The sequence below is a fragment of the Paenibacillus radicis (ex Gao et al. 2016) genome, assembly GCF_014641555.1.
GTDB classification, from domain to species: domain Bacteria; phylum Bacillota; class Bacilli; order Paenibacillales; family Paenibacillaceae; genus Pristimantibacillus; species Pristimantibacillus radicis.
The window spans coordinates 97,018-120,527 of sequence record NZ_BMHY01000005.1 but is presented as its reverse complement, the minus strand read 5'-3'; the positions used below and the strand labels follow the sequence as shown (position 1 = coordinate 120,527).

The window sequence follows — 23,510 nt, the reverse complement described above, 5'->3', positions numbered from 1 at the left end:
CACCATAATAAATAACATGAGGGTTATTCCAGAAGCCCAGCCTCTCTGGCTTTTTGCACCGCTTCCTCCCGGTTGCGGACCCCTAGCTTCATATAAGCCGATGACGCATAGTTTCGAACCGTACCATCGGATAAATACAATTTAGAAGCAATGCTTTTATATCGCAGCCCTTTGGACACGAACTGTAAAATTTCAAGCTCCCGCGGCGTTAGCTCATAGGCCGATGACGCTTTGATTGGCGAAGGATCATCCCCGCTATTGTCCGCTTCTAGCTGGGCAAACAATTTATGCGACATGCCCTGATCGATCAGCGTGCCGCCGCGATAGACGGTGCGTATCGTTTCAGCCAGCTCTAACGGCTGCATCGACTTCAATAAGTATCCATCCACCCCGCTTCGCATCGCCTCGAGAGCCTGCTTGGTATCCTCGAACGTGGTGAGAATCAGAATGCGGATGTGGGGCCACGTTTCTTTTATCGCACGGGATGCGGCGATTCCATCCATATTCGGCATTTCCAAATCCATAAGCACCAGCTGCGGCTGAAGCTGCCTGCACAGCTCGATCGCTTGCTGGCCATCCTCTGCCGTCCCGACAACCTGCAAATCCTGCTGCTCCTCCAGCAAAGTCCGCAAGCTTTCACGAAAAAAAGGCTGGTCATCGACGACCAACAGGCGGATGACTTCATCCTTGAGTTCTGTTTGTCTGGGCAGTGTACAAGTAACGAGAGTGCCTTCTCCCGGCTCCGTATAGACGGCCACATGACCCTGCAAATTCATCGCCCGCTCCTTCATGGCGCTGAGGCCAAAGCCCTCTCTCCCATGCTCCATCCCGCGGCCGTTATCTTGAACTTCCAGTCTCGTCTGTTGGGGCTCGAATTGCACGGAAACCTTAATCTCTGTCGAGTGTCCATGACGCACCGCATTCGTCAACGACTCTTGCAGGCAGCGGTAGAGTGCTGTCTTCGCCTGCTTTGTTAACGAATATTCTTCCCCGTAGGCATGGAAACGAACCGTCACCTTGGCATGCTCCTGAAACTCCTCCGCCAGCTTCCTCAGAGACTGAAGCAGCGGGAGCGCCTCATGCGGCGATTCGATTTGATGCACGTAGCCTCTAACCTCCTCCATATTTTTACGGGCCAGGTTCAATAGAGAATCGAGTCTTTCCGTTCCTGTATTTGTAGATAGTTCAGGACGCAGCGTTTCCAAACCCATAATGAGTGAAGTGTAGGCATTACCGACGGTGTCATGAAGCTCTTTGGACAGCCGATTCCGCTCTTCGGCAAGCGTGATACGCTCGATTTGAGACAGGTATTGCTCCAGCACGGCATTTTGCTCACGGATAATTTCGCCTTGACGATGATTGAGCCCAAGTAAATGGAACGAGAAGCCGAAGACATAGGCCAGTCCGATGTGGACAGCCATAATCCAATATTCACTCTGCTCTGCAACCAGCTTAAACATGGCAGGCAGGAGCAATATGGATACAGGCGCTGACCAGAGATAGGCCCTTCTCGCGCTGTGAGCAGCAATTAAAAAGGCGTACAGCAGGAATGAGAAGTAGGCTTGTGGGAAAAATGAAGCCAGATACAGGCACAACCCGCCCGAGATCACGATTTCAGTAATCAGGTAGTATTTGTAATCGAGCTGCAAGCACAGCCATGGAACGGAAAAAGCAATCAGCTGCCACAGCACAAGGACTGCAGTCGGCAGCGTGAAATATTGTTGCAGCTCTATGGTCGTATACACAAGAGAAATGCTGCATAACAGACGGATGATGAACATGAACCAGTCGTACCAGTACCATCGCTTGACCATATCGAACAAAACCATCAACTCCTAAAAAACCTTCAGTATGACATTACGTAACTAGTATTGAGTAAACGGCTATACAGTAAACCGCCATCCGATGATAGCTGTGAGGCGAAGCCGGGCATGGCATCTACCGGTTCACCTGCTTAATCATCAAACGCGTATAGCCGCCTATTAAGCGTACCAAACGGTTCGCAAGTTTGTAGCTCACCATTAGCAGTATGACCCCTGTGGCCGAAAGTGTCACGGCTTTGGCAGCCGTATCCACCGAAGCGCTTATAAAGGAAAGGTTGAGAAACGGATAGAGAAACGGGATCGCAACCAATACAAGCGGTACCGCATAGAGCAAGGCAACACTCATCAGACATAAAATCCCTACCGGAAATTTCAACAGCAGCCAGCCAATTGCGATCCAGTTGCGCTGGTTCATCAGCTCCTTTTTCGCCTGAAGCCAGTTGGACACATCGGGGGTGACAGACTTCACGCAAGGCTCAGTGGTAATGTCCGTATAGATCTTGGTCTGTACGCGTTCAAATTGCAGGAAGGCAGTGGTTGTCCGCAGAACATGAGTCAGGAGAGGAACGCCCGCGACGGTAAACGAGAGGCTCAAGCCCAATGTTAGAGCGACTAGATAAAAGCTGAAATAAAACAATCCGGTGACGAAAGTAAGCAGCAGAAAATAACCGTTCTGAAAATAGCTGACGACTTTTTTGGCCATCAAAGAGCCCACATCCTTTGTTAAGTAGTAGATGTATTCTAGGGTTCTTGATGTCAAATCCGCCAGTGTCATAATGTCATATGACATAAAGGCAGTGAAGTTGCCCCCAGCAACTTAGGCCATCCCTTGCGGGATGGCCCTTGAACATGTCTCATTTGTGAAACTCTTAATCAGCTGTCTCTCTGGGAACACCGAATATTTCCGATACTGCCTCTTCCACTTCTTCAGTATGACATCGCAAAAAATATTAGAGAAGACTGTGTTTTGTAAGAAACATTGACTTAGAAATTTGTATCTGAGGCGGAATTAGCTCATCCGGTAAATTAGGTATTTCCTTCCACTTTTCAAATTGATTGCTTAACTCCTCATACTCATATCCTCCTAGCCTGATTGGGATTTTCAAAAGTTCAAGTAATTTATTAAACGCACTTGTGACTAGTGCATTATTTTCCCTATCAATAAAATCTTGTATTCTTAAGATCCAATTTACCAATTTATTATTTTCATTTAGAATCACAATATTGCCTTGCCGATTTTCAATTAATCTAAAACCGAAAATTTCATCATCTACGTATGAACTAACAACAAAATTTTCCCCGTAATTCCCAGAATTTTTTCCTTCAATTATTTTCTTTCTACCCTTTTTCCAGTGTGTTTTAGCATACCGTTCATTTATTAATTTTTCTACTTTATAAGGATATCTGTCGTTGAAAACTCTGATTGATCTTGAAAGTATATTCAAGTCATCTTCAAACAATGTTGGTAGATTAGTGTCTTGGGCACAGTCATTAATATTATCAGTTTTTGCTCGAGATTTATTATACCTGTGAGAAATATCAGTGATAGTTACGAACTCCTCCAGACTTTCAAACTCATTAAGTGAAATAACCTTTGCAGCTCCATTAACATACACTCTAATTAATGAATAATCCATAAAATGTAAAATAATTTGAGGAGCATGATCTAATATTGAATGAATATAGTACCAGCCATCTGGCGCATTATGCACAGGGCTATTTTTCAAATGGTCCTCTACTATTTCAATGAATCTTTCAAATAGAACTGGATCATCTAAATAATTCTCTCTCTGTTCCATATGTTGTCTTGAGAGGTTTTGTTTATGACTATTTCCTCGATAGTCAATGCGAAATCGAAATGGCCCAGAAGGGTAGCCGCTTTCAGCAAAAGCAATTCCATGAAGACAGATTAGGTTATTGGGTATTTGAGGTAATTCCGCAAGTGGATGACTTTTGGTATAGGTATAATTTGCCCACCCCCACTGATCCCATCTATTAATATTATTTTTAATAACACTAAACACATAAATCTCACCGAAAACTCCTTCACCTTTAATAGGATAAGCTGAAGTTGCAAATTCAACGTCTTCCAAGAGAGTTCCGGAATTATTAAGTAACTCTCTCTGGTTTTCGGCCTGAATTAGTGTCTCTTTCCCATATTGGTGTATATAAATAGGAAATTCGACCTTCTTGCACCAACTGGATACTAAACTTATTAATTCATCTTCACCAAATTCTATATCTAATAATATATCGATTTTCGTACCACTTATTCTTCTGTCACTTCGTTCTGTAAGAAGATAATTTTTCGGACCACTGAGCGTTAATCTTACAGCTCCTTCACCTTGTTTGGAGTGAATTTTGTATGTCTCGACTGTAACATTCTCACTTACAGCAAATACAGACAAAAAACCGACTCCAAATTGACTAATTGGTTTGAAACTATAATTTCTTTGAAAATCCTCAGAAGAATAATACGATCTGCCGACTTGCAAAAAATACCTCTTTATAATTTCTGAATCCATTCCTATTCCGTTATCTTCAACTACTAAAAGCTGTTTTGAATACTCTTCACCAGAAAGGGGATTCACAACTTTTAATGTTTCTAACTTTATATTAATTGGATATTTATTTCTTATCACCTCATCTATTTCATTAGGATAACTAGGAAGTGATTTCCCTTCGTGTTTTAAGTCTTCATAAACCTTGCATCTTGTTGCATCAAAAGCATTTTGAAGTATCTCTCTTAGAAATTCTTTTTCATTTTTATAAACATCTAGAATTAATCTTTGAAATACTGCGTCGTGATCAAGTTCAAATTTCCATTCTGAAGGAATATACATTGCAGAACCACTAGGTTCAACTTTTATAGTTGAGTTGTTTTTTCCAATGGTCACCACAGGTGCGATCCAGCTTGAATGTCTGCTGGCTTTAGACATTAATATTGATGCATTATTAATTTCCTCTACAAGCCACTGGCACCAGTCTTGAAGAAACCGATGCTCATCTTGAGTATTACATTTTGCAACTAATTCAATCCTGTCATACGCTGTTAATCTATGATAGATTCTTTGATATTGTGTCCAGTGTGCTAAACTATCCGCAGGCAAAGGACATGCAGCATTCAATAAAAGTGGACATGCTCTATCATATGTCATATCCAACAAATCACCAATTCTAAGCAATATCGCCAAAAATCTTACATTCACTTCTTCTCCTCTAATATCCCGTCTATCAGGGTAAATATCACTATTTTCTAATTCAAAATGCTTTAATCCATGGGATACACAAACATCGGCAATTGTTTTAAATAGTGCAGGATCATCAAACGAGAACTTCCCTAATAGATTATGATTTTGAACTAGTATGTCCACCGCTCTAATATGGTGATTTTTGCGAATATACTCGGCAATTAAAAATCGTGTTTGTAAATCTGCTATAAAATCTTTAACGCTTGTCTCAAGTGAAGTGCTTGTTCTAGTTGCTTCTATTTCATCCCATCTCTTTTTCCCACTACCATTCACAAATATTCCCCATTGTTCGGACTGAATAATTTTCAACTTTTCTTTATCAGAAACAACCATTCCTGAATCGTGTAGATATGCTGATGCTATAAGAATAAATACCTCAACACTTGAAAGGCGTAATATTGGCTGTTCAAATTCATTATCTTTAAAAAGCAGTTTAGACAACTGTAAAACGATTTCTTCACTGTGTTCTACCGTATGTCTAGTATAATGAGGAAAAGTCTGAGGTATATATGATAACCAGTTTGCAACAGATTCCTTTAATTCGAGAATTTTACCATAATATAATGGGCTTTTAGATTTTAAATATTGTACTAAAGCAATATCGGATAGTTGCATTAATCAATGCTCCCTTAGGTTAAGATAAATTTATATATATTTTAACTCTTAAGGAATTAAATTTCCATGCAATTGAATGAAAAGTAGTATTTAAATGCGAATTGATAATAAAATTCTCTTATGTCCTACTTATGATACGATTCAGCTTAACGTGACTATTAGTGAAAAGTTCATATCGTCCTACACCTTCCATTTCCTGCTCTTTTACAATTGTAACCTTACTTGCCGGTAGCAGGTGACTTGCGCACCCTGGCTGCCGATCCCGGAAAAAAAGCCATCTCAACAGGTGAGACGTTGGGGTTCGGTTCTCCCGTCATGGCTTCTGAGACATCATCGGAGCAGTCTCTACGGATTTTCCCTACATCCAACTTCATATCGATAAAATCAACGACCTCCTGTAAAGAGGCGATTTGGGCGATGATATTTTCCCGATGGTTTCGTAAGTGTTCCACCAGCTCGGGATAATCCGCGGGATCAGCATCAGCAGAGACTGCTAGAAAAGGTTGCATCTCTGCCAGCGGCATCCCCGTTTTCTTCAGGCAAGCTAACAGCCGAATCGTATCGATGTCCTCCTGCCGATAGACGCGGTGCCCATTATCTTTCCGATCAGCACGGGGCAATAGCGCGATTTTCTCATAATACCGGATCGTATCTTCGGAAATTCCGATTTGCTTAGCAATTTGCTTTATCGTAAAAGTCGGCTCTTCCCTCATTCTGTCCGCTCCTTTTCAGAGATGATTTTAGTGCATTATACGTCTGGGTGCTGGCTCTAAGTCAAGTCTCTTATCTCTAGGGAAAAAATCTGTATTCCTCCGCCTTGACTTGGAGTCGACTCCAAGTACTAGACTATGTACGATCAACAGGAATAACGGGATCTGGAGGAGATGTGCAATGAATAAGAGACAAGAGCAAACGATCGCATTGATTACGGGCGCAAACTCAGGAATCGGGCTGGAATTAATCCGGAAGCTGCTGTCAGAGGACTTTCAAGTAATTGCTTTGAACCGTTCTGACTTTCCGTTGGACGATGAGGGAATCCAAACCGCAATCAAGCTTGGAAGACTTCGAATTTATAAAACGAATGATCTTGCCGATTACGACAGCTTGATGCGGGCATTGGAAGAAATCAAGAGTAAGGAACAGCAGATCGATATTTTGTTTAACAATGCTGGCGGGTCCTTTCCCGATCTGAGCTATTCCAAACAAGGACGTGAACAGCATTATGAGTTGTTAACAGTCGTTCCGTATATCATTCTGATGGAATTGATGGAACCTATAAAACGTGGTCACTTAAAAACGGTAATCAACACCTCATCTTCAGCACAAAAATGGACGAAAGTGTTTACTATTGAACTACTAGAGCGCCCCAAAACCTTCCGTAAGCTGATTGGTCCTTATGCGACCTCCAAGCTAGCACTTTCACTATGGACCCAGGCCATCGCGCCGCAGCTTGCTAAGGACGACATCAAGATCCGCAGTGTTGATCCGGGCGGCAACAATACGTTAAGAAAAGGGAAAAAATCTGGTCTGCCTTTACTGGTTACAGTGTTAATGAAATTGTTTTTTTCTCCGCCTACACACGGAGCCAACAAGCTGTATGAAGGAGCGCTAGGGGAACATCGCGATAAGAGTGGTGTGTTTCTGATGAAAGGCCGAGTCGCAGAATTAAAATTTCAAGATCAAGCGCGGAACGTACTGGAAAGGGTTCATTCGATTTATGAACGCGAATTTTTACGGCATCGTTGAGATCTTACGGCAGTATCCCGACTTCCCGAATGCTGATCACCGTTACTTGTCTCCGTATCATCTAAAGAGCGAAATGGAAGGGCACCTGTTCGGGTGCCCTCAAGTCCCTCAGCAAGAAAACGGCTACGCTGTTCTAAAAAAAGATGGCATAGCGAGAAAAAAAGAACACCTCCACGTTAATATGAAGGCATTTTGAAGCCGTTTTTTAACATAAGGTGTCTTTTATTAATCTAATTCTGCTCGTGAAAATAAGTCTTTTATTAATGAATCATCTTCACACGCTTCCTTAAAGGCAATTGCAAAACTAAGTATTGCTTCTCTATTGTCTGAATAAGCAGCGAACATATCAGCTTCAGGGTCAAATCGCACGATATTAACTAAATGAGGCATTTTTTCTTCAAGAAACACGGCTGCTAATGAACCCCAATCATAGCCATTTCCCTCAAATCCTTCTTCAGCTCGTGTTTGAAAAATTTCATGCTTATATTTGCCGACACTTAGTATCATTGATATGCTTCCATTATTATGCATAACTAGCCCAAACGGGTCTATTTTTTCATTAACTTCTAACAAACCCTCATCCTGTTCAACGTTAGCTATAGGAATGGTTTCATTTCCTGGACGACTAGCGGCGTCGCGGCTCATTTCTAAAAATCTCCTGCCATCTGCATCTTCAGGGTCTAGTGCTACAGCTTGTTCAAACGCAACGATCGCTTCCTTATACTGTTTAAGGTAATAATAAGCATATCCTATTCGGTAATGCCAAAGAGGGTCGTGCTCGCCTTGCTTTTGCACAGATAAAAAATATTTGATAGCTTCATTATAATTATTTTGATTATTTAATGCTCTTGCCAAATGGCAAACTAAATCATAGTCCCTGTCTGCTTCGGGTATTTCAATAATTGTGTTAATGATTTTCTTATACTGGTTCTTGTTATGCCAAAGAGTGAGCTGTTCCAATAGATCCTTATCCATCTTTGTATTGTCTCCTTATCATTACCAATCGCGTTCACGAATGGCTTCTTCTGTATCTATATCGATTCCAAAAAAGGCTAAAATCTCTTCAACCGTTTGTGCAATCGATTCTCTCGCAACGGTTTTAATTTCACTACCATTTTCGTCAAACTCTTCTGCCATATCGTTAATTGCATGGATAGCGAAATCATGCTTTGCTTGAATTTCTTCGATATCTTGATTTCCCTGTTCCAAAAATTTCAACCACTTTAACTAGTTCAGCTTTAACTTTATCCACAAGAAAATTATGAAAACATCCATCAATATACATGTCTTTTAAATATTCAAATGGCTTAATTGTATCCGTAACATTCAATGCAGCAGACCTAGTTTTGCAATAGTCAAAAGCTGTTGAAGTACTTCATCGTAACGTTCCAGATTATTCATAGCTCTTGCCAATAAACTGACCGTCTCATAATCTCTGTCTGATTGAGCAATTTCCATAATTCGATCTACAATTTTTTCATGTTCATCTTCTTGATGCCAAATAATAAGTTGTGCGAGAGGGTCTTGTTCCATCACTCTGCCTCTTTTCGTCTTTGGATCATTATCAGCTTGTGATTCACAGGACAAAATAATTCCGAGTTCCTATTCTTCCAATTATAACCTAATATACACACAGGTGATAGATTCACTATTTAACTAATCTGCCCGCTAGCTTAATTGTGAAGCTCTCCATTTTCATGCAATCTATAGGAAATGAACTTGAATCTTTACTTGCAAAAATGCAACTTTACGTAACGACAAGTTTTAGGACCATCCTTATGTAGGATGGCCTATTCCTTGTTCTCGCTTTATTTAAATCGTTAGTTTGCCTTCCGCTTCTGCAGCCCACCAACAAATAGCGAAAAACATCGGAGAGGACGAACACCACTTGTTACAATGCGGAATATACAGAGGAATAGGCATCTATCCCAATCATGCTTATTCAGTTGAAAATCAGAATAAGCACAAAGGAGTGTATCGGGTTGGCAGTAAACTCATCACACTATTTTGCTCACGGTAACACAGCGCATGGAGCCCATTTCTTGTATCAATCCGCATTTGACGGGTTAAACAAGATATTTTCCCTTACGGGGCCCCAAGGTACGGGGAAATCGACAGTCATTCAAAGCTTGGCAGATAGTCTGCTGGATAGAGGCTTGCATGTGCAACACTTCCACTCCCCTCTCCGTCCCGACGAACTAGATGGCATCATTCTAACGGAATTGAAGGTTGGTATTGTCGACGGGCGGGTCTGTAAGGGGATTTCAGATAGCAGGGCCGGTGAAATCGTCTATGTCGATTTCGAGGAAGCGTTTGATAAAAGTCTTCTTTTACCAGAACAGATCATCACAATAGAAGATCTTAGAGCTGAGCTCGAGAGCGCCTATTCAAAAACGTATGAGACGTTCGCAACTGCATTGCAAATTCATGACGAGTGGGAAAAATATTATATCGAGAACATGGATTTCTCGAAGGCCGACCAGATTGCGCAGGATTTAATTGAAGAATTATACCCAGGTCATGAAAGCGATACGCCAACCGCTCCGCGTCACTTGTTTTTCGGAGCTGCGACTCCGAGGGGAGCATACGATTTTATTCAAAGCTTGACCGTTCAGCTGGAAAGACGGATTTTCATCAAAGGAAGGGCGGGATCTGGCAAATCGACTCTGCTGAAAAAGCTTGCCTCCGCTGCCGAACAGAACGGAATCGAAGTTCAAGTGTTCCATTGCGGCTTTGATCCGAACAGTCTTGATATGTTGATATTCCCGAAGCTTGGGACAGCTATCTTCGACAGTACCGCCCCGCATGAATACTTTCCAGACCGGGACGGGGATGAAACACTAGATATGTATACACGGGCTATAGCTCCTGGAACAGATGAAGCTTATGCTGCCGAAATAGCCGATATCAAATCACGCTATTCGGCAAAAATGAAAGAGGCCACCTCTCATCTAGCTGAAGCGGAGGCCATTGATTCTCAAATCAAAGCCTACTATGTTGCGGCGACCGATTTTTCGGTTGTTGAGAAAATTCAATTGGAATTAGAGTCGGAATTGAATGGATTGATAGGGTCCATTCAGCTTTCAAGATAAAGCTTCAATTCAAAAGAAGTACGAAGTCTTTTTACAGACTTCGTACTTCTTTCTCTGAAGGCTATACTCTGTACAGCCCCTTCTTACTCATCCGCAATAATCGCAAAACCATAAATATGAGCTGCCCGGCCTTCGTCATTATACAGACGGAATGTATTGTTGCCCGCTTGCATCCAGATGCGAATTTCACGCTGATCCTTGATATCCCAGCGCGGGAAACCCCAGCCGGCTGTGTTGTGTAAATTTGTTCTGTACGTGTGCGCTCCTCCGTTAAGCTCTATGCTGAGGTCTCTGCTTTCCCCTGCACAATAGTCAAAGCGCATTAAATAATAGCCATCCTTTGGCACCATAATACGGTCAAACTTAAGCTCGCCGCCATTACCAAGACCAGCAGCCTTCTCCGCGCCTGCTGCATCTAGTACCAATTCTGCGCCACCACTCAGGCTGCCTTTTCCAACAGGAACATACAATTCCTTCTGAGGTTGGTTATCAATAATATGGAATCTTTCCAAAGCGGGTACAGCTCCTGCAATACGCTCGAAGAACAACGCGCTCTCGCCGCCAGCGAAAGGAAATACTACATCTTTAGTAAGGAATATTTTATTAGAGCCGCTTTGCGGCATTTCCATTTCCACTCTGCTGATTCCGTCACTTACGCGCAGTGTCCAAGGCTCTTGTGCCGCATAGAACAGTCTTATTGTCTGAGGCGTATCCGTTGTTTTCACTGAAAACACAATACTGCCATTCAGTAAAACGGCTTCCTGTTCATTTTCATAAACGACAGGCTCACTGCCTTGCAGCGTTTGTCCCGCTAGTGCTAAGTATTCTGTTCTTGCTTCACTCATGTAACCGGAACAGATCCCTTTTGGCAGCTCCGAGATTTCTTTTGTGATATAAATTCCGGCACCGCCGCTTTTCAGAAGCGGAAGTTCGATGATATCAGCAGAAGTCACTTTGATGCGCTTAACTTTCATCAATTCGCCGCTGGAATCATCCTCATAAATATCAGCCTCAAACTCGCCTTCAGGCAGAAAATCCATTGTCAGACGCAATATCATCGCTTCGTTTGTAATGCAGCCAATCAACCAATCCCCTTGCGAACGGCGCATAATGGCTGCATGATGACCTGGAAAACCAGACAGCACTTTTACCTCATCGTAAACAGGCTTCATCCGGCGTAAAAAATCGGTCCCTTTCCATGCCTCCAAATAATAAATGGATGCTGCAATATGCGCAGCGCCTGATTCATAAACGACTGAAAGCGCCATTTGATGCCCTAGCGTCGTGTTTCGGTTTTTGTTCGAAAACCCGGTCGGCGTATAATCCATCGGACCAACAACATTGCGTGTAAACGGAACGGTACAGTTGTGCGCTGCGTCGGGCAAACCGCTCCACATATAATGCTCGAGCCCCAGAATGCCTTCTGCCGTCATGAAATTCGGCCAAGTACGTCCTTCGCCCATGCATTTGGTCGCGCCATGGAAATTAATCATCAACCGATGTTCCGTCATTAAATTTGCAATCATTTCATATTGCCACATCGTGTGCTGAGAATCATTCTGGAAGAAATCAACCTTGAGTCCATCTACCCCGCAGCTTGCCCACAACGGAATTTTTTCTTGTGCTTTTTCAGGGGTGTCAATATACTGCATGGCGCTCCACAGCCATACGACAATCCCTTTCGAATGGGCATAATCGCACAGCTCTTTCAGCCAAGTAATATCCCAGTCCGCATCCACGGTCAGTCCTTCAAATCCGACCCCTGCCGCAAAATCCACAAACCGTTTCTGCTCGGTGTAGAGCTGTGCGCTATTCATATATTCCCACCAGCCCCACAAACAACGACCCGGCTTGATCCAGCTTGTATCTTCCATTACAGATGGCGGATTCAAGTTATAGTTTATTGTGGTATTAACGAGTTCGTTCAAATCGTCTGTCGCCACAATGACGCGCCAAGGAGAGGAGAACGGCAGTTTACAGGAGAGCGGCCCGCCCATTTCTTCCGGAGCGAATTCCAAAGACATGGTTCGGTTTCCGGCTCCACGCAAATGACAAGAGCAGTAGCTGCCATCCGTGTTATATACCTCTGCTTCTGTAAGCATGACCCAGCCGCCATTGTCCGCGTGGAACAAGCTTGGCATCCCGTAGTCTCTGCCTTCTTTGTCTTCCCAACCGGTACGGTCATAGGTACCCTCATAGCTGCTTACCCAATGCTGCAACCATAAATCATCGTAGGCCTCTGCCAAAGTAAAGTCTGTTGCTTCACGAATTACTTTCATCGGTTTTGCTTCAGTAGACAGTACTTGATAGCGGAAAGCAGCACCATCATCATAAGCACGCGCACACAGTACAAACGTATACGCGCCACACTCAAACTCTAACGTCATCTCATTCGCATGATTCTCATAAGCTGCTTTTTTACCCGCTGGTATCGAATAGGTCTCATCAACAACCGCACGAGCTTCCTTTACAAATCGAAAGCCTTTTGTGAAATTCTCTAAATCACTTTCAAAGCCAAGCTTGCTTTGCTCGATTACTGCTTTGCCATTGCGCTCAACAGCGTACCCTAATTCCTTCTCGGAATTCTCAAAAACGGTGAGACAAACCGCGTTATTAGGCGAATACAGTTTCCACATAGATGCAATCTCCTGTCCATTCGTTAGATATTTGGTACTCCATATTAAAAAAATCGGGGCAGGCTGCATTTTCTCCGCGCTGCCCCGTAATAGCGATACTTCCTGGATTACTGCAGGCTTAATTTTTTTCGGCCGTATTGTACAATTCCATACGAACCTTGTAATTAGCTGTGTAAATATCTTCAATCTTCCTTGCATTATTTGCTTCTAGCTCCGCAAGCATTTTTGCATACATACCATCAATTTCATTCTGTGACTTTGCATACACCATAGTGGAGAAGCTATTGTCAATAATATCCTTGATTTTTTGCTCGCTCAATGCGTCAGGCGAGCCTCCTTTTGGACCGAGATCATCATAAAGCGCGGTATCCCAAGTGGAGCCTGCCATTGATTTCAATGCATGTTGACTCACATTATCTCTGTTATAACGGAACATTAAGTCATAAGGCGTGCCGTCTTCGCCCAATCCATTACGAATCATCCATGTCCATTTACGCGCGCCTGTTGTTTTCGAGAATTCCGCCCAGTCAGCAGTAATTGCATCTAACGCTTCTTGCGTCGGTACATGAACACCGTTCTCCATATTCCAGTTCATGCCTTCTTTACCCCACATCAGCAAATACTGACCTTCTTCACTTGCCAGGAAGTCCAGAAATTTGATCGTTTCTACCGGATGCTCATTCGCTACTGTAATACCAACACCGTCCCAGCCCAAGGAACTGCGAGGGCCAAATGTTGTTTTTTCCGGATCAACGCCTGGAGCCGTTACTTTAAACCCGTAGAACAGTTGGTTTGTATCCTCGCCGTGTTTGGCGCGGAATGCACTGTTGGCCTCATTCACGATACCGCCCGCCGTAGCAAACACACGTCCGCTGGCCGTTTTCTGCTCATAGTTTTGGGCTTTATTGATACCCCATTCACGGTCAAGCAAGCCTTCTATATAAAGCGTGTTAATGAATTTGATCATTTCCAGATAACGCGGATCTCTTACTATAAACTCGAGACGGCCATCATGCTCATAATAGGTTTTCATCCCATACATCGCTTTGAATGAACCAATAATAGTAGGCATGTGATCTGCGTTCACTGTCATGGGTATAGAAGGATTTCCGTCTACAGATGGATATTTAGCTTTAAATTTTCTCAGCAAATCCAGAAATTCATCCTGGGTAAAGGAATCTCCGTTCAATGCGCGCTCACCATACCCGAACTCTTCCAAGATATCCATACGCATATTGATTGCCCAGTTTGGATCTGGATCCAAGCCGTACCAGTTGTTCAAATAATAATTTTTGCCATCCTCATATACACTTTTGGAAAGTACGTCACCATAACGCGCCTTGATATTCGGAGCGTGCTCCTCAATCAAATCATTCAGCGGAATCAAAGCTCCACCAGCAATGTATTTGTTCAAGGTCGCTTCACGTCTGTCAATGAGAGCAATATCAGGCAAATCTCCGCTGACCAGCATCAAATTCAGTTTCTCATCCGGATTACCGGTAGGCTGCTGAACCTCAATAAAAACACCCGTACGTTCTGTAATTTCTTTCGCAACAGGGTTAGTAAACGGATCACCCACATTTTTGTCAAACAAAGTTAATGTAATCGGCTTCTTCGTTGTACTGTTTTCTTTCTCCCCTTTGGATACGCTTTCATTTACATCCTTGTTTCCGCCGCTACATGCACTTAAAAGCATCGTGCATGCAAGTACCGTTGCCATGATCATTCTTTTTCGCATTCGGACCCCTCCTATAAATGAAATTCTTGAACCATCCAGCTTGCTTCTCTCCTGCTTATGCAGGGAGATTTATATTTCAATCCTATCCTGAACCAGATACCAGATTCGGAATAGGGGCAAAACCACAATTGATCGATAGGGCTTAGCCTTTTACTGCCCCAATAAGCATGCCTTTCAGGAAGTACTTCTGCAGCAATGGATACATAAGAATGATCGGCAGTGTAGCTATCATTGTAACGGCCATACGGATACTCTCGCTGGATACCGGCATCTTACGCTGTTCATTGGCCAGCTGCTGTGCCGCACTTAACATGTCATTGGTCTGGAACTGATTTAGGATTTTCACCAAAACAGCAGATAATGTTTTCAAATCAGGATTATAGGTGTAAATGTACGAATCATACCAAGCATTCCAATGACCAATGGCCGAAAACAAGGTAATCGTAGCCAGTACCGGAGTACACACAGGTATAATGACTTTCAAAAAAATCTGAATATCATTTGCACCTTCTATTTGTGCCGCTTCCTCCATTTCCTTTGGTAAACCCTCCATGTAGGTACGAACTAATATCATCCAAAATATACTCATAATCCCTGGGAAGATAAAAACCCAGAAATTGTCGATCAGATTCAAGCTGCGCACGACCATGTAAGTGGGAATCAGTCCGCCGCTGAAATACATCGTGAATACAAAAAACAAATTAATTCCGCGCCAGCCTACAAGTTCTCTTTTGCTTAGTGCATAGGCCAGCATTGAAACACAAGCCAGCGTAAGAGGTACGCCAATCACGGTTCGGCCGACCGTCACGACGATGGAATTTAAAATTTCTGCATCCTTCAAAACGGTTTTGTAACTGTCCAGAGTGAAATCGTAGGGCCACAGCATGAATTGTCCATAAGCCGGGTCTGACGCATCATTCAGGGACAAAATGAAAATATGCCAGAACGGAAAAAATGTAACGATGAACAACAGCAATAAAAATCCGTACACGATCGTATTTCCTGAAATGGTTGCCAACGTATAGCGCGGTGACCACTTGCTTCCAGCGTCTGTCTCGTCACGCCGCGCAACTTTACTATCCATTTTCTTATTCCTCCCTCCAGCCGCATGCTCAACTTTTAGAACAGATGCGTTTGACCCATTTTTTTAGAAATATTGTTTACAGTTATGACCAGAATAAACGCTATTACGGATTTGAACATACTTACGGCAGCTGCATAGGAGAACATGCCATTCTGAATGCCATAACGGAACGCATAGGTATCAATTACATCCGAATAGGATCGGTTCAATGAATTACCCAGTAAAAAATATTGATCAAACCCGGTATTCATCAAGTTGCCGATGTTCAGAATCAACAGAATAATAATGGTAGGCCGTAGCATTGGCAGCAAAACATGCCAGATTTGCTTCAATCGATTGGCGCCGTCCACTTTCGCAGCTTCGAATAGCTCCGTTGGAATGGAAGCAATGGCAGCCAGATACATGATGGAGTTATACCCCATATCCTTCCAAGCATTTGAAAGGGCTATAATGATCCAGAACATCTTGCCTTCCTGCATAAACAAAACACCTTGTTCTACAATTCCAATTTTCATCAGCAGTTGATTTACAGGTCCTTCAGCGGACAACAAGGTAACAACAATACTTGCAGCAACCACCCATGAAATGAAAAAGGGTAAATAGGAGGCTGTTTGTACCGTGCGTTTAAACCAGTTGATTCTTACTTCATTCAGCGTTATGGCAATAAAAATAGGAAGAATAAACCCTATGGACAGCGTTAACACACTCGAAACCAAAGTATTGCGCATCACTAGCCAAAAATCTTGTCCGGAAAAGAAGTATTCAAACCACTGAAATCCCACAAAGTCCGCTTTAAAGAGCGAGCCCCAGAAATCCCCTAAAGTCGGCTTATAATCTACAAATGCCATGTACAAGCCAATCATAGGAGCGTAAGCAAACAATACGGCCCATACAATTCCCGGAATGAGAAGCAAATAAAAATATCGCTGTCGAACCATTTTTTTAATTATAGGATTTTTAAGAAACGGCACTTTCTCGTTGCTTCTATCCACCTCATATTCCATTCTCCCGCCTCCTCATGTCCGATTTATGATCATGAATTCATCATAGGGAATCTTGAATTGTATGGCTATATCACGATTTTCCGATTTCTATAACAAAAAAACGAACTTGCAGATTAGCGAGTGTTTTGGTTAAAAAATATAAGAATTGAAGTTAGATGGACGCCATCCGGCACTCCATTCCTTGCAATTGACATAACCTGCATTCAAACTTATACTCTGTTCTAAGTAAGGGCATTTTCTATAACGACATATCATTTCTTTACGAGTTACAGTGCAATAGAAAAGGACAAAAGCATGCGCGGAGGGTCTATGTACACTATAATTTTAGTCGATGACGAACGGCTCACTTTAGTCACTCTTGCTAATTATATAGATTGGGAAAAAATGTCCTGCCGTGTTATTGCCACTGCCAGCAACGGACGAGATGCATTGGAAAAAGTGGAATCCCTGCAACCGGATATACTCATTACTGACGTTAAAATGCCTGTCATGGACGGCATTGAACTCTGTAAGCAAGTTCATACTCGATTCCCTAACATTCAAATTGTTTTTCTAAGCGGATACAATGAATTTGATTATGCTTGTGCTGCACTGCAGCATGGTGCCTGCGGCTATTTGCTGAAGCCAATTGACCATGAAGAACTGGCTGCCACTATGAGGAAGGTTCGTCAACGTTGTGAAGAGCAGAAAAACCGACTCAACTCCACCTTATTAACGTCGGGAGAATACCTGCGTGAACTTCTTCAAATCGGGGGCAATCTGCTCTCTGGCTTAGCGGACGAAGTTACTGCTGTATATAACCATCATTTGCATCTTCCTGCGGATAACCAAACATTTTACTTTGTTTTTATCAGCATAAACGAATATACTCTGCTCGCAGAGCACCCTCTTGCATTCGATGCGCCTTCCGGTGATTTTTCAACTGTAGAACGATTAGAATTTTTCATCGCCGGGTTGCCCAGCTTTTCCCGCGGTGTACTGACCAAACTGCGAGATGGCCAATGGATTTTCGCCACAAAGGAATCTGACCGTACCGTGTTTACGCATTGGCGGAATCAGTCTGCAAGTGCGCAGCGCTGGATATCTCTGTTCCTGACCGACCACCCGCAATCACTGCTCTCCTTTTCAAAACAATGGCCAAAGATGCTGCAAATACACAATCAACTGGTTGCGATTCACGGCACAGGACTGATCAACGACAACTGGGAGAACACGCACCCCGCATTGCGTCAGGAACCATTTCCCAAAACCGAACATTTGATTGCCGCCGTAAAACAAAACCGCAGAGACCAAGTTGAAGAATGGCTCCATGACTTTTACGATGGCGGTTTGCCGCCCGGAAGTATTAGTCAAGCGTTTGTAGAAAGCGTTTCCATTTTTGATGCAGTACGATCTGCAGTTGCGGCAAATAACCGTCATTTGCAAGACATCATTAATAAGGATTCCAAGTTTTTCGGACGACTTTCCCTGATGGAAAGCATGCAATCTATGAAAACACATATGCGGCAAATTCTGAGCCTTATAATGGACGAGTTGGAGGCATCTCCGGTCGATCGGCATATCGAGATTGTCAATGAAGTATGTACAATTATACAAAAAAACTATGAACAGGTTATTTCGATTGATATGCTGGCTGAACTCATCTTTCTTTCGCCCAACTATCTCCGGACGATATTCAAAGATGTTACCGGAAAAACATTACTCGAGTATGTGACTCAGATCCGCATGGATAATGCTTGCCTCATGCTGCAGGAAACCAATATTAGAGTGCAGGAGATTGCCAAACGAGTCGGCTATGACAGCCCCTCCTATTTTGGCGCTGTCTTTTTCAAACGTACAGGGCTCACCCCTAACCAATACCGTACACATGCGAAAAAGGGATCACGGACATGAAGACATTGAAAAGGTTTTTCAACAATTCGTCTTTGCTGCAGAAATTACTGCTCATGTTTCTTACCGTAACGATCACCCCTCTTATATTCATTACGGTTTTCTTCTATGATCGAACAGAGCAACGGCTGCTGGAATTGACCTATGAAAATATGTATAGCAGCAACCAGCAAATCAGCAGTAACGTCAATGCTCATCTGGACAACCTTTACCAGATTTCATCTATGATTTATACAAATGAAACCTTACAAGCTTACCTTACGCAAAACTACACAAATGACTATTCGATCTTCGAAGCCTACCGATATATCGATGGCCTTCTATACAACTTGATGACTGCGAACAATAACCTGGCCAGCATTACCCTTTATGTACACAATACAACACTCCCAGAGGATGGTCTGTTTCTCAAACATATCACCCATGAGAATTTGCCGCTTCAGTATCTGTCTCAATTACAACAAACCTACGGGAACAATATGTTCAGCAACATCGTTCAGGACAAAAAAGGAAAAAACATTATTTATCTAGGGCGTACGCTCAACTTTAATACACAAAACCAGCCCTACGGCATGGTGACGATCGGTATCTATGAAGAACTGCTCTACAGGTTAATTGAGAAAGAAGAGCAAAACAAAAGCGTCTACTTACTCAATGAAAAAAACCAAATCATCTCAGCAACTGATAAATCGCTTTTAAACCTGTCATTCAGCGAAGCCGTCGGCCCCGAATTATCCGCCGATAAAGAGGTTGTCACTATAAACGGAGATTCCAATTTGCTGGTGTACAATACCATGTATCATGGCTGGAAAACCGTTTCTCTTACACCAATTGACGAAATCATGCGTTCCTCTCGTCAGACCGCTATGCAAATTGTTGTGATCGCGATTTTCAGTCTTGTCTTATCCATCTTAATGATCATTGTCATTGCCAAATATCTATCACTCCGTCTGCGTAAATTAAACCGTCAGGCTGCGCAAGTCGAGCTAGGAAATTTCACCCTCTTGCCCGCTGATCCTAGCAGAGATGAAATTGGTCAGTTAAGCTCAGCTTTCAACCAAATGAGCACACAGCTCAAAGATATGATTGATAAGCTGTATATAAAGGAACTAGCGAAGCGCGATGCGGAGCTCTATGCATGGCAAAGCCAGATCAATCCGCATTTTCTGTATAATACGCTATCGGGCATTTCATCTCTGGCCATTCAAAAAGGCAATGTTGAAGTGAGTGAAATTGTTAATCGTCTCGCCAGATTTTATCAAACATCACTGAATATGGGACGTCAATATATTACGCTGGAGAAAGAAATCACCCTTACGAAACACTATTTTGCCATCCAGCACATGCGCTTTGATGATAGCTTCATGGAGCACTGGGAAGTTGACGAAAGCTTGTTAACCCATGAAACGTTAAAATTATTGCTGCAGCCTTTTGTGGAAAATGCTATTAATCACGCTATATATGATAATCATACCTGCCTGAATATCACAATCCGTGTTTACCAATCCGTTCATGTTGATGCTCCAGCGCTCATACTTGAAGTCGAAGATGACGGTTGCGGAATGTCATCCAAGCAAGTAGAAACACTGTTATCCTCAGAATCGAAAGCAGGGTATGGAATCAAAAATGTTCATGAGCGTGTGCAGCTTGCTTACGGACAAAACTACGGGGTAACCATTCATAGTCAAGAAGGATTGGGCACAAAAATTACCGTTATACTGCCTTTGCAACAAGATATTGAGTAAATGTGATTTTTCGAGCTGGTCTATTGGCGAAAAAAAATGGCGGCCCTAGGGCCGCCAACTATATTATTGAATTTTGCTTGCTTCAATATTCTCCTTTAATCACGAAGAACGAACCTCGGATGGTCCCTGCCAGCTTGGACTTCTGTCTTGCAAATTTGAATTTCTCTTCCAGCTCCTTAGGTACCTCCATCCCCTCAGACAGCTTGAACCCTACGGCCCGCTTCTTAGGATCATCCACCGTATACAAGACGTTGACCGCTAGACCGTCCTCATAAAAGACGAAAGCCCATTTGATATTTTCAACTTGAAAAAGCGACGTTTCCAGCGGTTGCGCCGCAAACTCAATACCACGTTCTTCTTTCAAAACCCGTTTCACATAATCAAGCGTCTCCTGGCTTTCGCCGGCTGGTACGGTCGTAAATTCGTGCTTGTATTTGTTCATGAAGTAACGGGCTTCATTCGCGCGAAGACCTGCTAGCGCTTCTGCTACCGGCGAAGATTCCAGACCAACCACAGACACATTTTTAAAGTCAACGATCGTGGACATTTCCTCATTCCTCCTGCTCATTTCGTTTACTTCTCCACAACTGGAATCCACATTTCCCCGTATACGAGGCTATCTCGCTGCCCCATCTCAACCGTTGCATTGGGCCCGCCAACATAGGCGTAATTATCGGCTGCCGGCAATACTTGACCAAAGGCAATCCCAGTAAGCATGCTGCTCAGCTCATCTGCCGACTTTCCCTCCCCTTTAACCACGAGGTATTGTCCCTTAGGAAATTGGATCACTCTGTGCTCTTCCGGTACAGATGAATCAGTCATCACGCCAGCATAATACATCATCTTGTGATTGACCGCTTCGTTCACGGCAAAAATATAATCGTTCGCAGCAATCGCCTTTAACGCATCAAGCCTACCATCCTGCTCCACTGACCGCCAAAAGCTTTCCTTCTCCTTATTGATACCGGCATAATCCGTGTAGTCGCTTTTCAGTTCCGTTCCAATTCCCAGAACGATAAAGCTGTCTTTTTCCTCAAAGGTATACGTTGCCATGATCCCAGCTCCTTTTTTGAATAAAATGCATTGATTTGTTTATTCACTTGATAGGTTTATCATAAGCCTCAATCATGTCAAAACATGATACTGTTTAGCGTATAGCCAATTATTCTCTCCTATAGCTCTCTATCTAAATCTTAGTGTCTTTGGCAGACAAAGTCTATCGGACTCAGGAATGGGCTGGCGTTGATTTCACTTCCATTAGAATCTGCGGCTTTTCGGGCGCAGCGCCCAGGAGACGATGCCAAGCGCAGCATAGATAAGCGGAAGAATAACATGAAATCCGCCGTTCCCATAATCATGGGCGAACACATGAGATAAGGCCGCACCTGTCATTAGAAAAAAGATACCGCTATAAGCCCATTCCTTAAGCCGAGGGAAGCCTGGTATGACGATCGCAATGACTCCAAGCAATTTCCAAGTCCCGAGAATGTTCGTGAAATATAAAGGGAATCCAATATCATTAACTAAATCGACATTGCCGCCGTATTGCATCAATTGCCCGATCCCGCTTAATGCAATAGAGAATGCGAGAATGATGGTGACGATCCAATAAGCTGCCGTCCTTCCGATAGGACGGGATTCAATCTTCGCGATCTTTTTATTATCGGTAACTATACTCATTCCAATTCCTCCCTTGATCTCCCTGTGTGCTTCTGGTACCGATGCTTCTGGTCTGACGCTGCCATCATCCCAGCTCCTTTTTTCATTTGATCTTGTTTTTTTACTTGATGGGTTTATAATAACGATAAATCATGTCAAAATATGATACTGTTTAGAGGTCCTGATGAAAAAAGTAGAACGGATTAACATCATCATGCGGTACATCAACAACCGCGCCCATTTTACCATTTCGGAAATCATGCATGAGTTTAACATCTCCCGTTCGACGGCGATTCGAGACATCAGGGAAATTGAAGCAATGGGAATGCCTCTGGTCGCCGAAGTCGGGAGGGACGGGGGCTACTTTGTGATGAACAACTCCGTCCTGCCCACGGTCCGCTTTACCGATAATGAGATTAAAGCTCTTTTTATCGCCTTCATGGCAACACGCAATCTGCAGCTCCCTTACCTCAAGAGCCGCCACTCTTTAGCGGAAAAATTGCTCGGTCTCATCTCTCAAAACCAGCAAGATGATCTTGTTCTGTTAAATCAAATCCTGCTCTTCGAAGGGACCAATCCCCACAATCCTGACCTGCTTGACCTATCCGATCTGCCCCATCCGATGTTAGAACAACTCATCCAGATCCTTCTTAAAGACTGCTACTTAGTGGTTTCCGTCGAAGAAGGAAGAGAAATAAAGATTTATTCCATCTATCTCATGCGCCTATATCGTGAAAAAAGCTCTTGGCAAATTGAGGGCTTGGACCTAGAGGAAGGGAAATGGCGAATTATCCCTGTCGACAATCTCACCGATGTCAAACCATACTCGGGGAAAAAAAGAATAAGCAAGAAGAAGATTGTAGAACAACTAAAGAAACAGGAAGAAGCAATCAACCTGGTCCTCGAACTCGGTCCCAAGGCGATTGCTCAATTCAAAAAGTACCATCCTTTAAAAATTACCATTTCATATACGAATCCTTATCAAACTACGGCTATTCTAAAGACGTTTATCAATGTTCATCATCCCAATGAATTGAACGAAATAACAAATTGGCTGCTTTTCTTAGGTGGAGATATCAAGATCAGGGAAATTCCAAAGGAAGTTGTAGAGGGATTTCAGGGAAGAGTAGATGTGTGGAGAACAAGTGATTGACCCTAGCTAACGAAAGACTGTAACGCTCATTAAAGATACTGCGATCGCATAATTCGATTTTTCAAAGATAACAT

Annotated in this window: 19 protein-coding genes; 5 read left to right on the top strand and 14 right to left on the bottom strand. The window is 43.0% G+C overall.

The annotated features are described in order from the left end of the window. Positions 1–23: 23 nt before the first annotated feature. From IEX98_RS14625 to IEX98_RS14610, 4 genes are all read right to left on the bottom strand, one after another. On the bottom strand, positions 24–1,814 hold the full coding sequence (locus tag IEX98_RS14625) for a helix-turn-helix transcriptional regulator (RefSeq protein ID WP_188890261.1): 1,791 nt from the start codon (positions 1,812–1,814) through the stop codon (positions 24–26). A gap of 124 nt (positions 1,815–1,938) precedes the next feature. After that, positions 1,939–2,526: a sensor domain-containing protein gene (locus IEX98_RS14620; RefSeq protein ID WP_188890260.1), complete on the bottom strand. Its 588-nt coding sequence runs from the start codon at positions 2,524–2,526 to the stop codon at positions 1,939–1,941. Between the two features lie 247 nt (positions 2,527–2,773). Beyond that, positions 2,774–5,689: an HD domain-containing protein gene (locus IEX98_RS14615; RefSeq protein ID WP_188889951.1), complete on the bottom strand. Its 2,916-nt coding sequence runs from the start codon at positions 5,687–5,689 to the stop codon at positions 2,774–2,776. Between the two features lie 218 nt (positions 5,690–5,907). Then, entirely contained in the window at positions 5,908–6,402 is a 495-nt protein-coding gene (locus IEX98_RS14610) for a MerR family transcriptional regulator (RefSeq protein WP_188889950.1), read from the bottom strand. A 178-nt stretch (positions 6,403–6,580) separates the two neighbouring features. Between IEX98_RS14610 and IEX98_RS14605 the strand changes: the two genes are divergently transcribed. Further along, on the top strand, positions 6,581–7,435 hold the full coding sequence (locus tag IEX98_RS14605) for an SDR family NAD(P)-dependent oxidoreductase (RefSeq protein WP_188889949.1): 855 nt from the start codon (positions 6,581–6,583) through the stop codon (positions 7,433–7,435). 225 nt (positions 7,436–7,660) lie between these two features. Here IEX98_RS14605 and IEX98_RS14600 read toward each other — a convergent pair whose 3' ends face one another. From IEX98_RS14600 to IEX98_RS14590, 3 genes are all read right to left on the bottom strand, one after another. Further along, positions 7,661–8,410, bottom strand: a complete 750-nt coding sequence (locus IEX98_RS14600) for an Imm51 family immunity protein (protein ID WP_188889948.1) — start codon at positions 8,408–8,410, stop codon at positions 7,661–7,663. A 21-nt stretch (positions 8,411–8,431) separates the two neighbouring features. Further along, complete coding sequence (locus IEX98_RS14595) at positions 8,432–8,644, bottom strand: DUF5713 family protein (protein WP_374705350.1); 213 nt, start codon at positions 8,642–8,644, stop codon at positions 8,432–8,434. 117 nt (positions 8,645–8,761) lie between these two features. Beyond that, positions 8,762–8,968: a hypothetical protein gene (locus tag IEX98_RS14590; protein WP_188889947.1), complete on the bottom strand. Its 207-nt coding sequence runs from the start codon at positions 8,966–8,968 to the stop codon at positions 8,762–8,764. A gap of 449 nt (positions 8,969–9,417) precedes the next feature. Here IEX98_RS14590 and IEX98_RS14585 point away from each other — a divergent pair, with 449 nt between their 5' ends. Continuing rightward, entirely contained in the window at positions 9,418–10,527 is a 1,110-nt protein-coding gene (locus IEX98_RS14585) for a PRK06851 family protein (RefSeq protein ID WP_188889946.1), read from the top strand. Positions 10,528–10,610: 83 nt separating this feature from the next. Here the strand turns inward: IEX98_RS14585 and IEX98_RS14580 are convergent, their stop codons facing one another. From IEX98_RS14580 to IEX98_RS14565, 4 genes are all read right to left on the bottom strand, one after another. Continuing rightward, a complete protein-coding gene (locus tag IEX98_RS14580; RefSeq protein ID WP_188889945.1) occupies positions 10,611–13,163 on the bottom strand; it encodes a glycoside hydrolase family 97 catalytic domain-containing protein in 2,553 nt (850 codons plus the stop codon). Between the two features lie 118 nt (positions 13,164–13,281). Beyond that, on the bottom strand, positions 13,282–14,901 hold the full coding sequence (locus IEX98_RS14575) for an extracellular solute-binding protein (protein WP_188889944.1): 1,620 nt from the start codon (positions 14,899–14,901) through the stop codon (positions 13,282–13,284). A 142-nt stretch (positions 14,902–15,043) separates the two neighbouring features. Further along, positions 15,044–15,985, bottom strand: coding sequence for a carbohydrate ABC transporter permease (locus IEX98_RS14570; RefSeq protein ID WP_229692192.1), 942 nt, complete (start codon positions 15,983–15,985; stop codon positions 15,044–15,046). Between the two features lie 35 nt (positions 15,986–16,020). Next, entirely contained in the window at positions 16,021–16,833 is an 813-nt protein-coding gene (locus IEX98_RS14565; protein WP_229692191.1) for an ABC transporter permease, read from the bottom strand. Between the two features lie 465 nt (positions 16,834–17,298). On the opposite strand from IEX98_RS14565, the gene IEX98_RS14560 reads away from it, so the two are divergent. Continuing rightward, positions 17,299–18,882 (top strand): response regulator, encoded by a 1,584-nt coding sequence (locus IEX98_RS14560; protein ID WP_188889942.1) that lies wholly within the window; start codon positions 17,299–17,301, stop codon positions 18,880–18,882. Next, on the top strand, positions 18,879–20,624 hold the full coding sequence (locus IEX98_RS14555; protein WP_188889941.1) for a cache domain-containing sensor histidine kinase: 1,746 nt from the start codon (positions 18,879–18,881) through the stop codon (positions 20,622–20,624). Before IEX98_RS14560 ends, IEX98_RS14555 begins: the two co-directional genes overlap by 4 nt. 82 nt (positions 20,625–20,706) lie before the next feature. Here IEX98_RS14555 and IEX98_RS14550 read toward each other — a convergent pair whose 3' ends face one another. The 3 genes from IEX98_RS14550 to IEX98_RS14540 form a co-directional block, all read right to left on the bottom strand. Beyond that, the gene (locus IEX98_RS14550; protein WP_188889940.1) at positions 20,707–21,171 is read right to left on the bottom strand and encodes a phage tail protein; all 465 of its coding nucleotides are present in this window, start codon (positions 21,169–21,171) and stop codon (positions 20,707–20,709) included. A gap of 26 nt (positions 21,172–21,197) precedes the next feature. Continuing rightward, positions 21,198–21,677 carry a GyrI-like domain-containing protein gene (locus IEX98_RS14545; RefSeq protein ID WP_188889939.1) on the bottom strand — a complete coding sequence of 160 codons (480 nt, stop codon included), beginning with the start codon at positions 21,675–21,677 and terminating at the stop codon, positions 21,198–21,200. Positions 21,678–21,881: 204 nt separating this feature from the next. Then, positions 21,882–22,304, bottom strand: coding sequence for a DoxX family protein (locus IEX98_RS14540; RefSeq protein ID WP_188889938.1), 423 nt, complete (start codon positions 22,302–22,304; stop codon positions 21,882–21,884). Positions 22,305–22,467: 163 nt separating this feature from the next. On the opposite strand from IEX98_RS14540, the gene IEX98_RS14535 reads away from it, so the two are divergent. Then, on the top strand, positions 22,468–23,436 hold the full coding sequence (locus IEX98_RS14535) for a helix-turn-helix transcriptional regulator (protein WP_188889937.1): 969 nt from the start codon (positions 22,468–22,470) through the stop codon (positions 23,434–23,436). Positions 23,437–23,510: the final 74 nt, after the last annotated feature.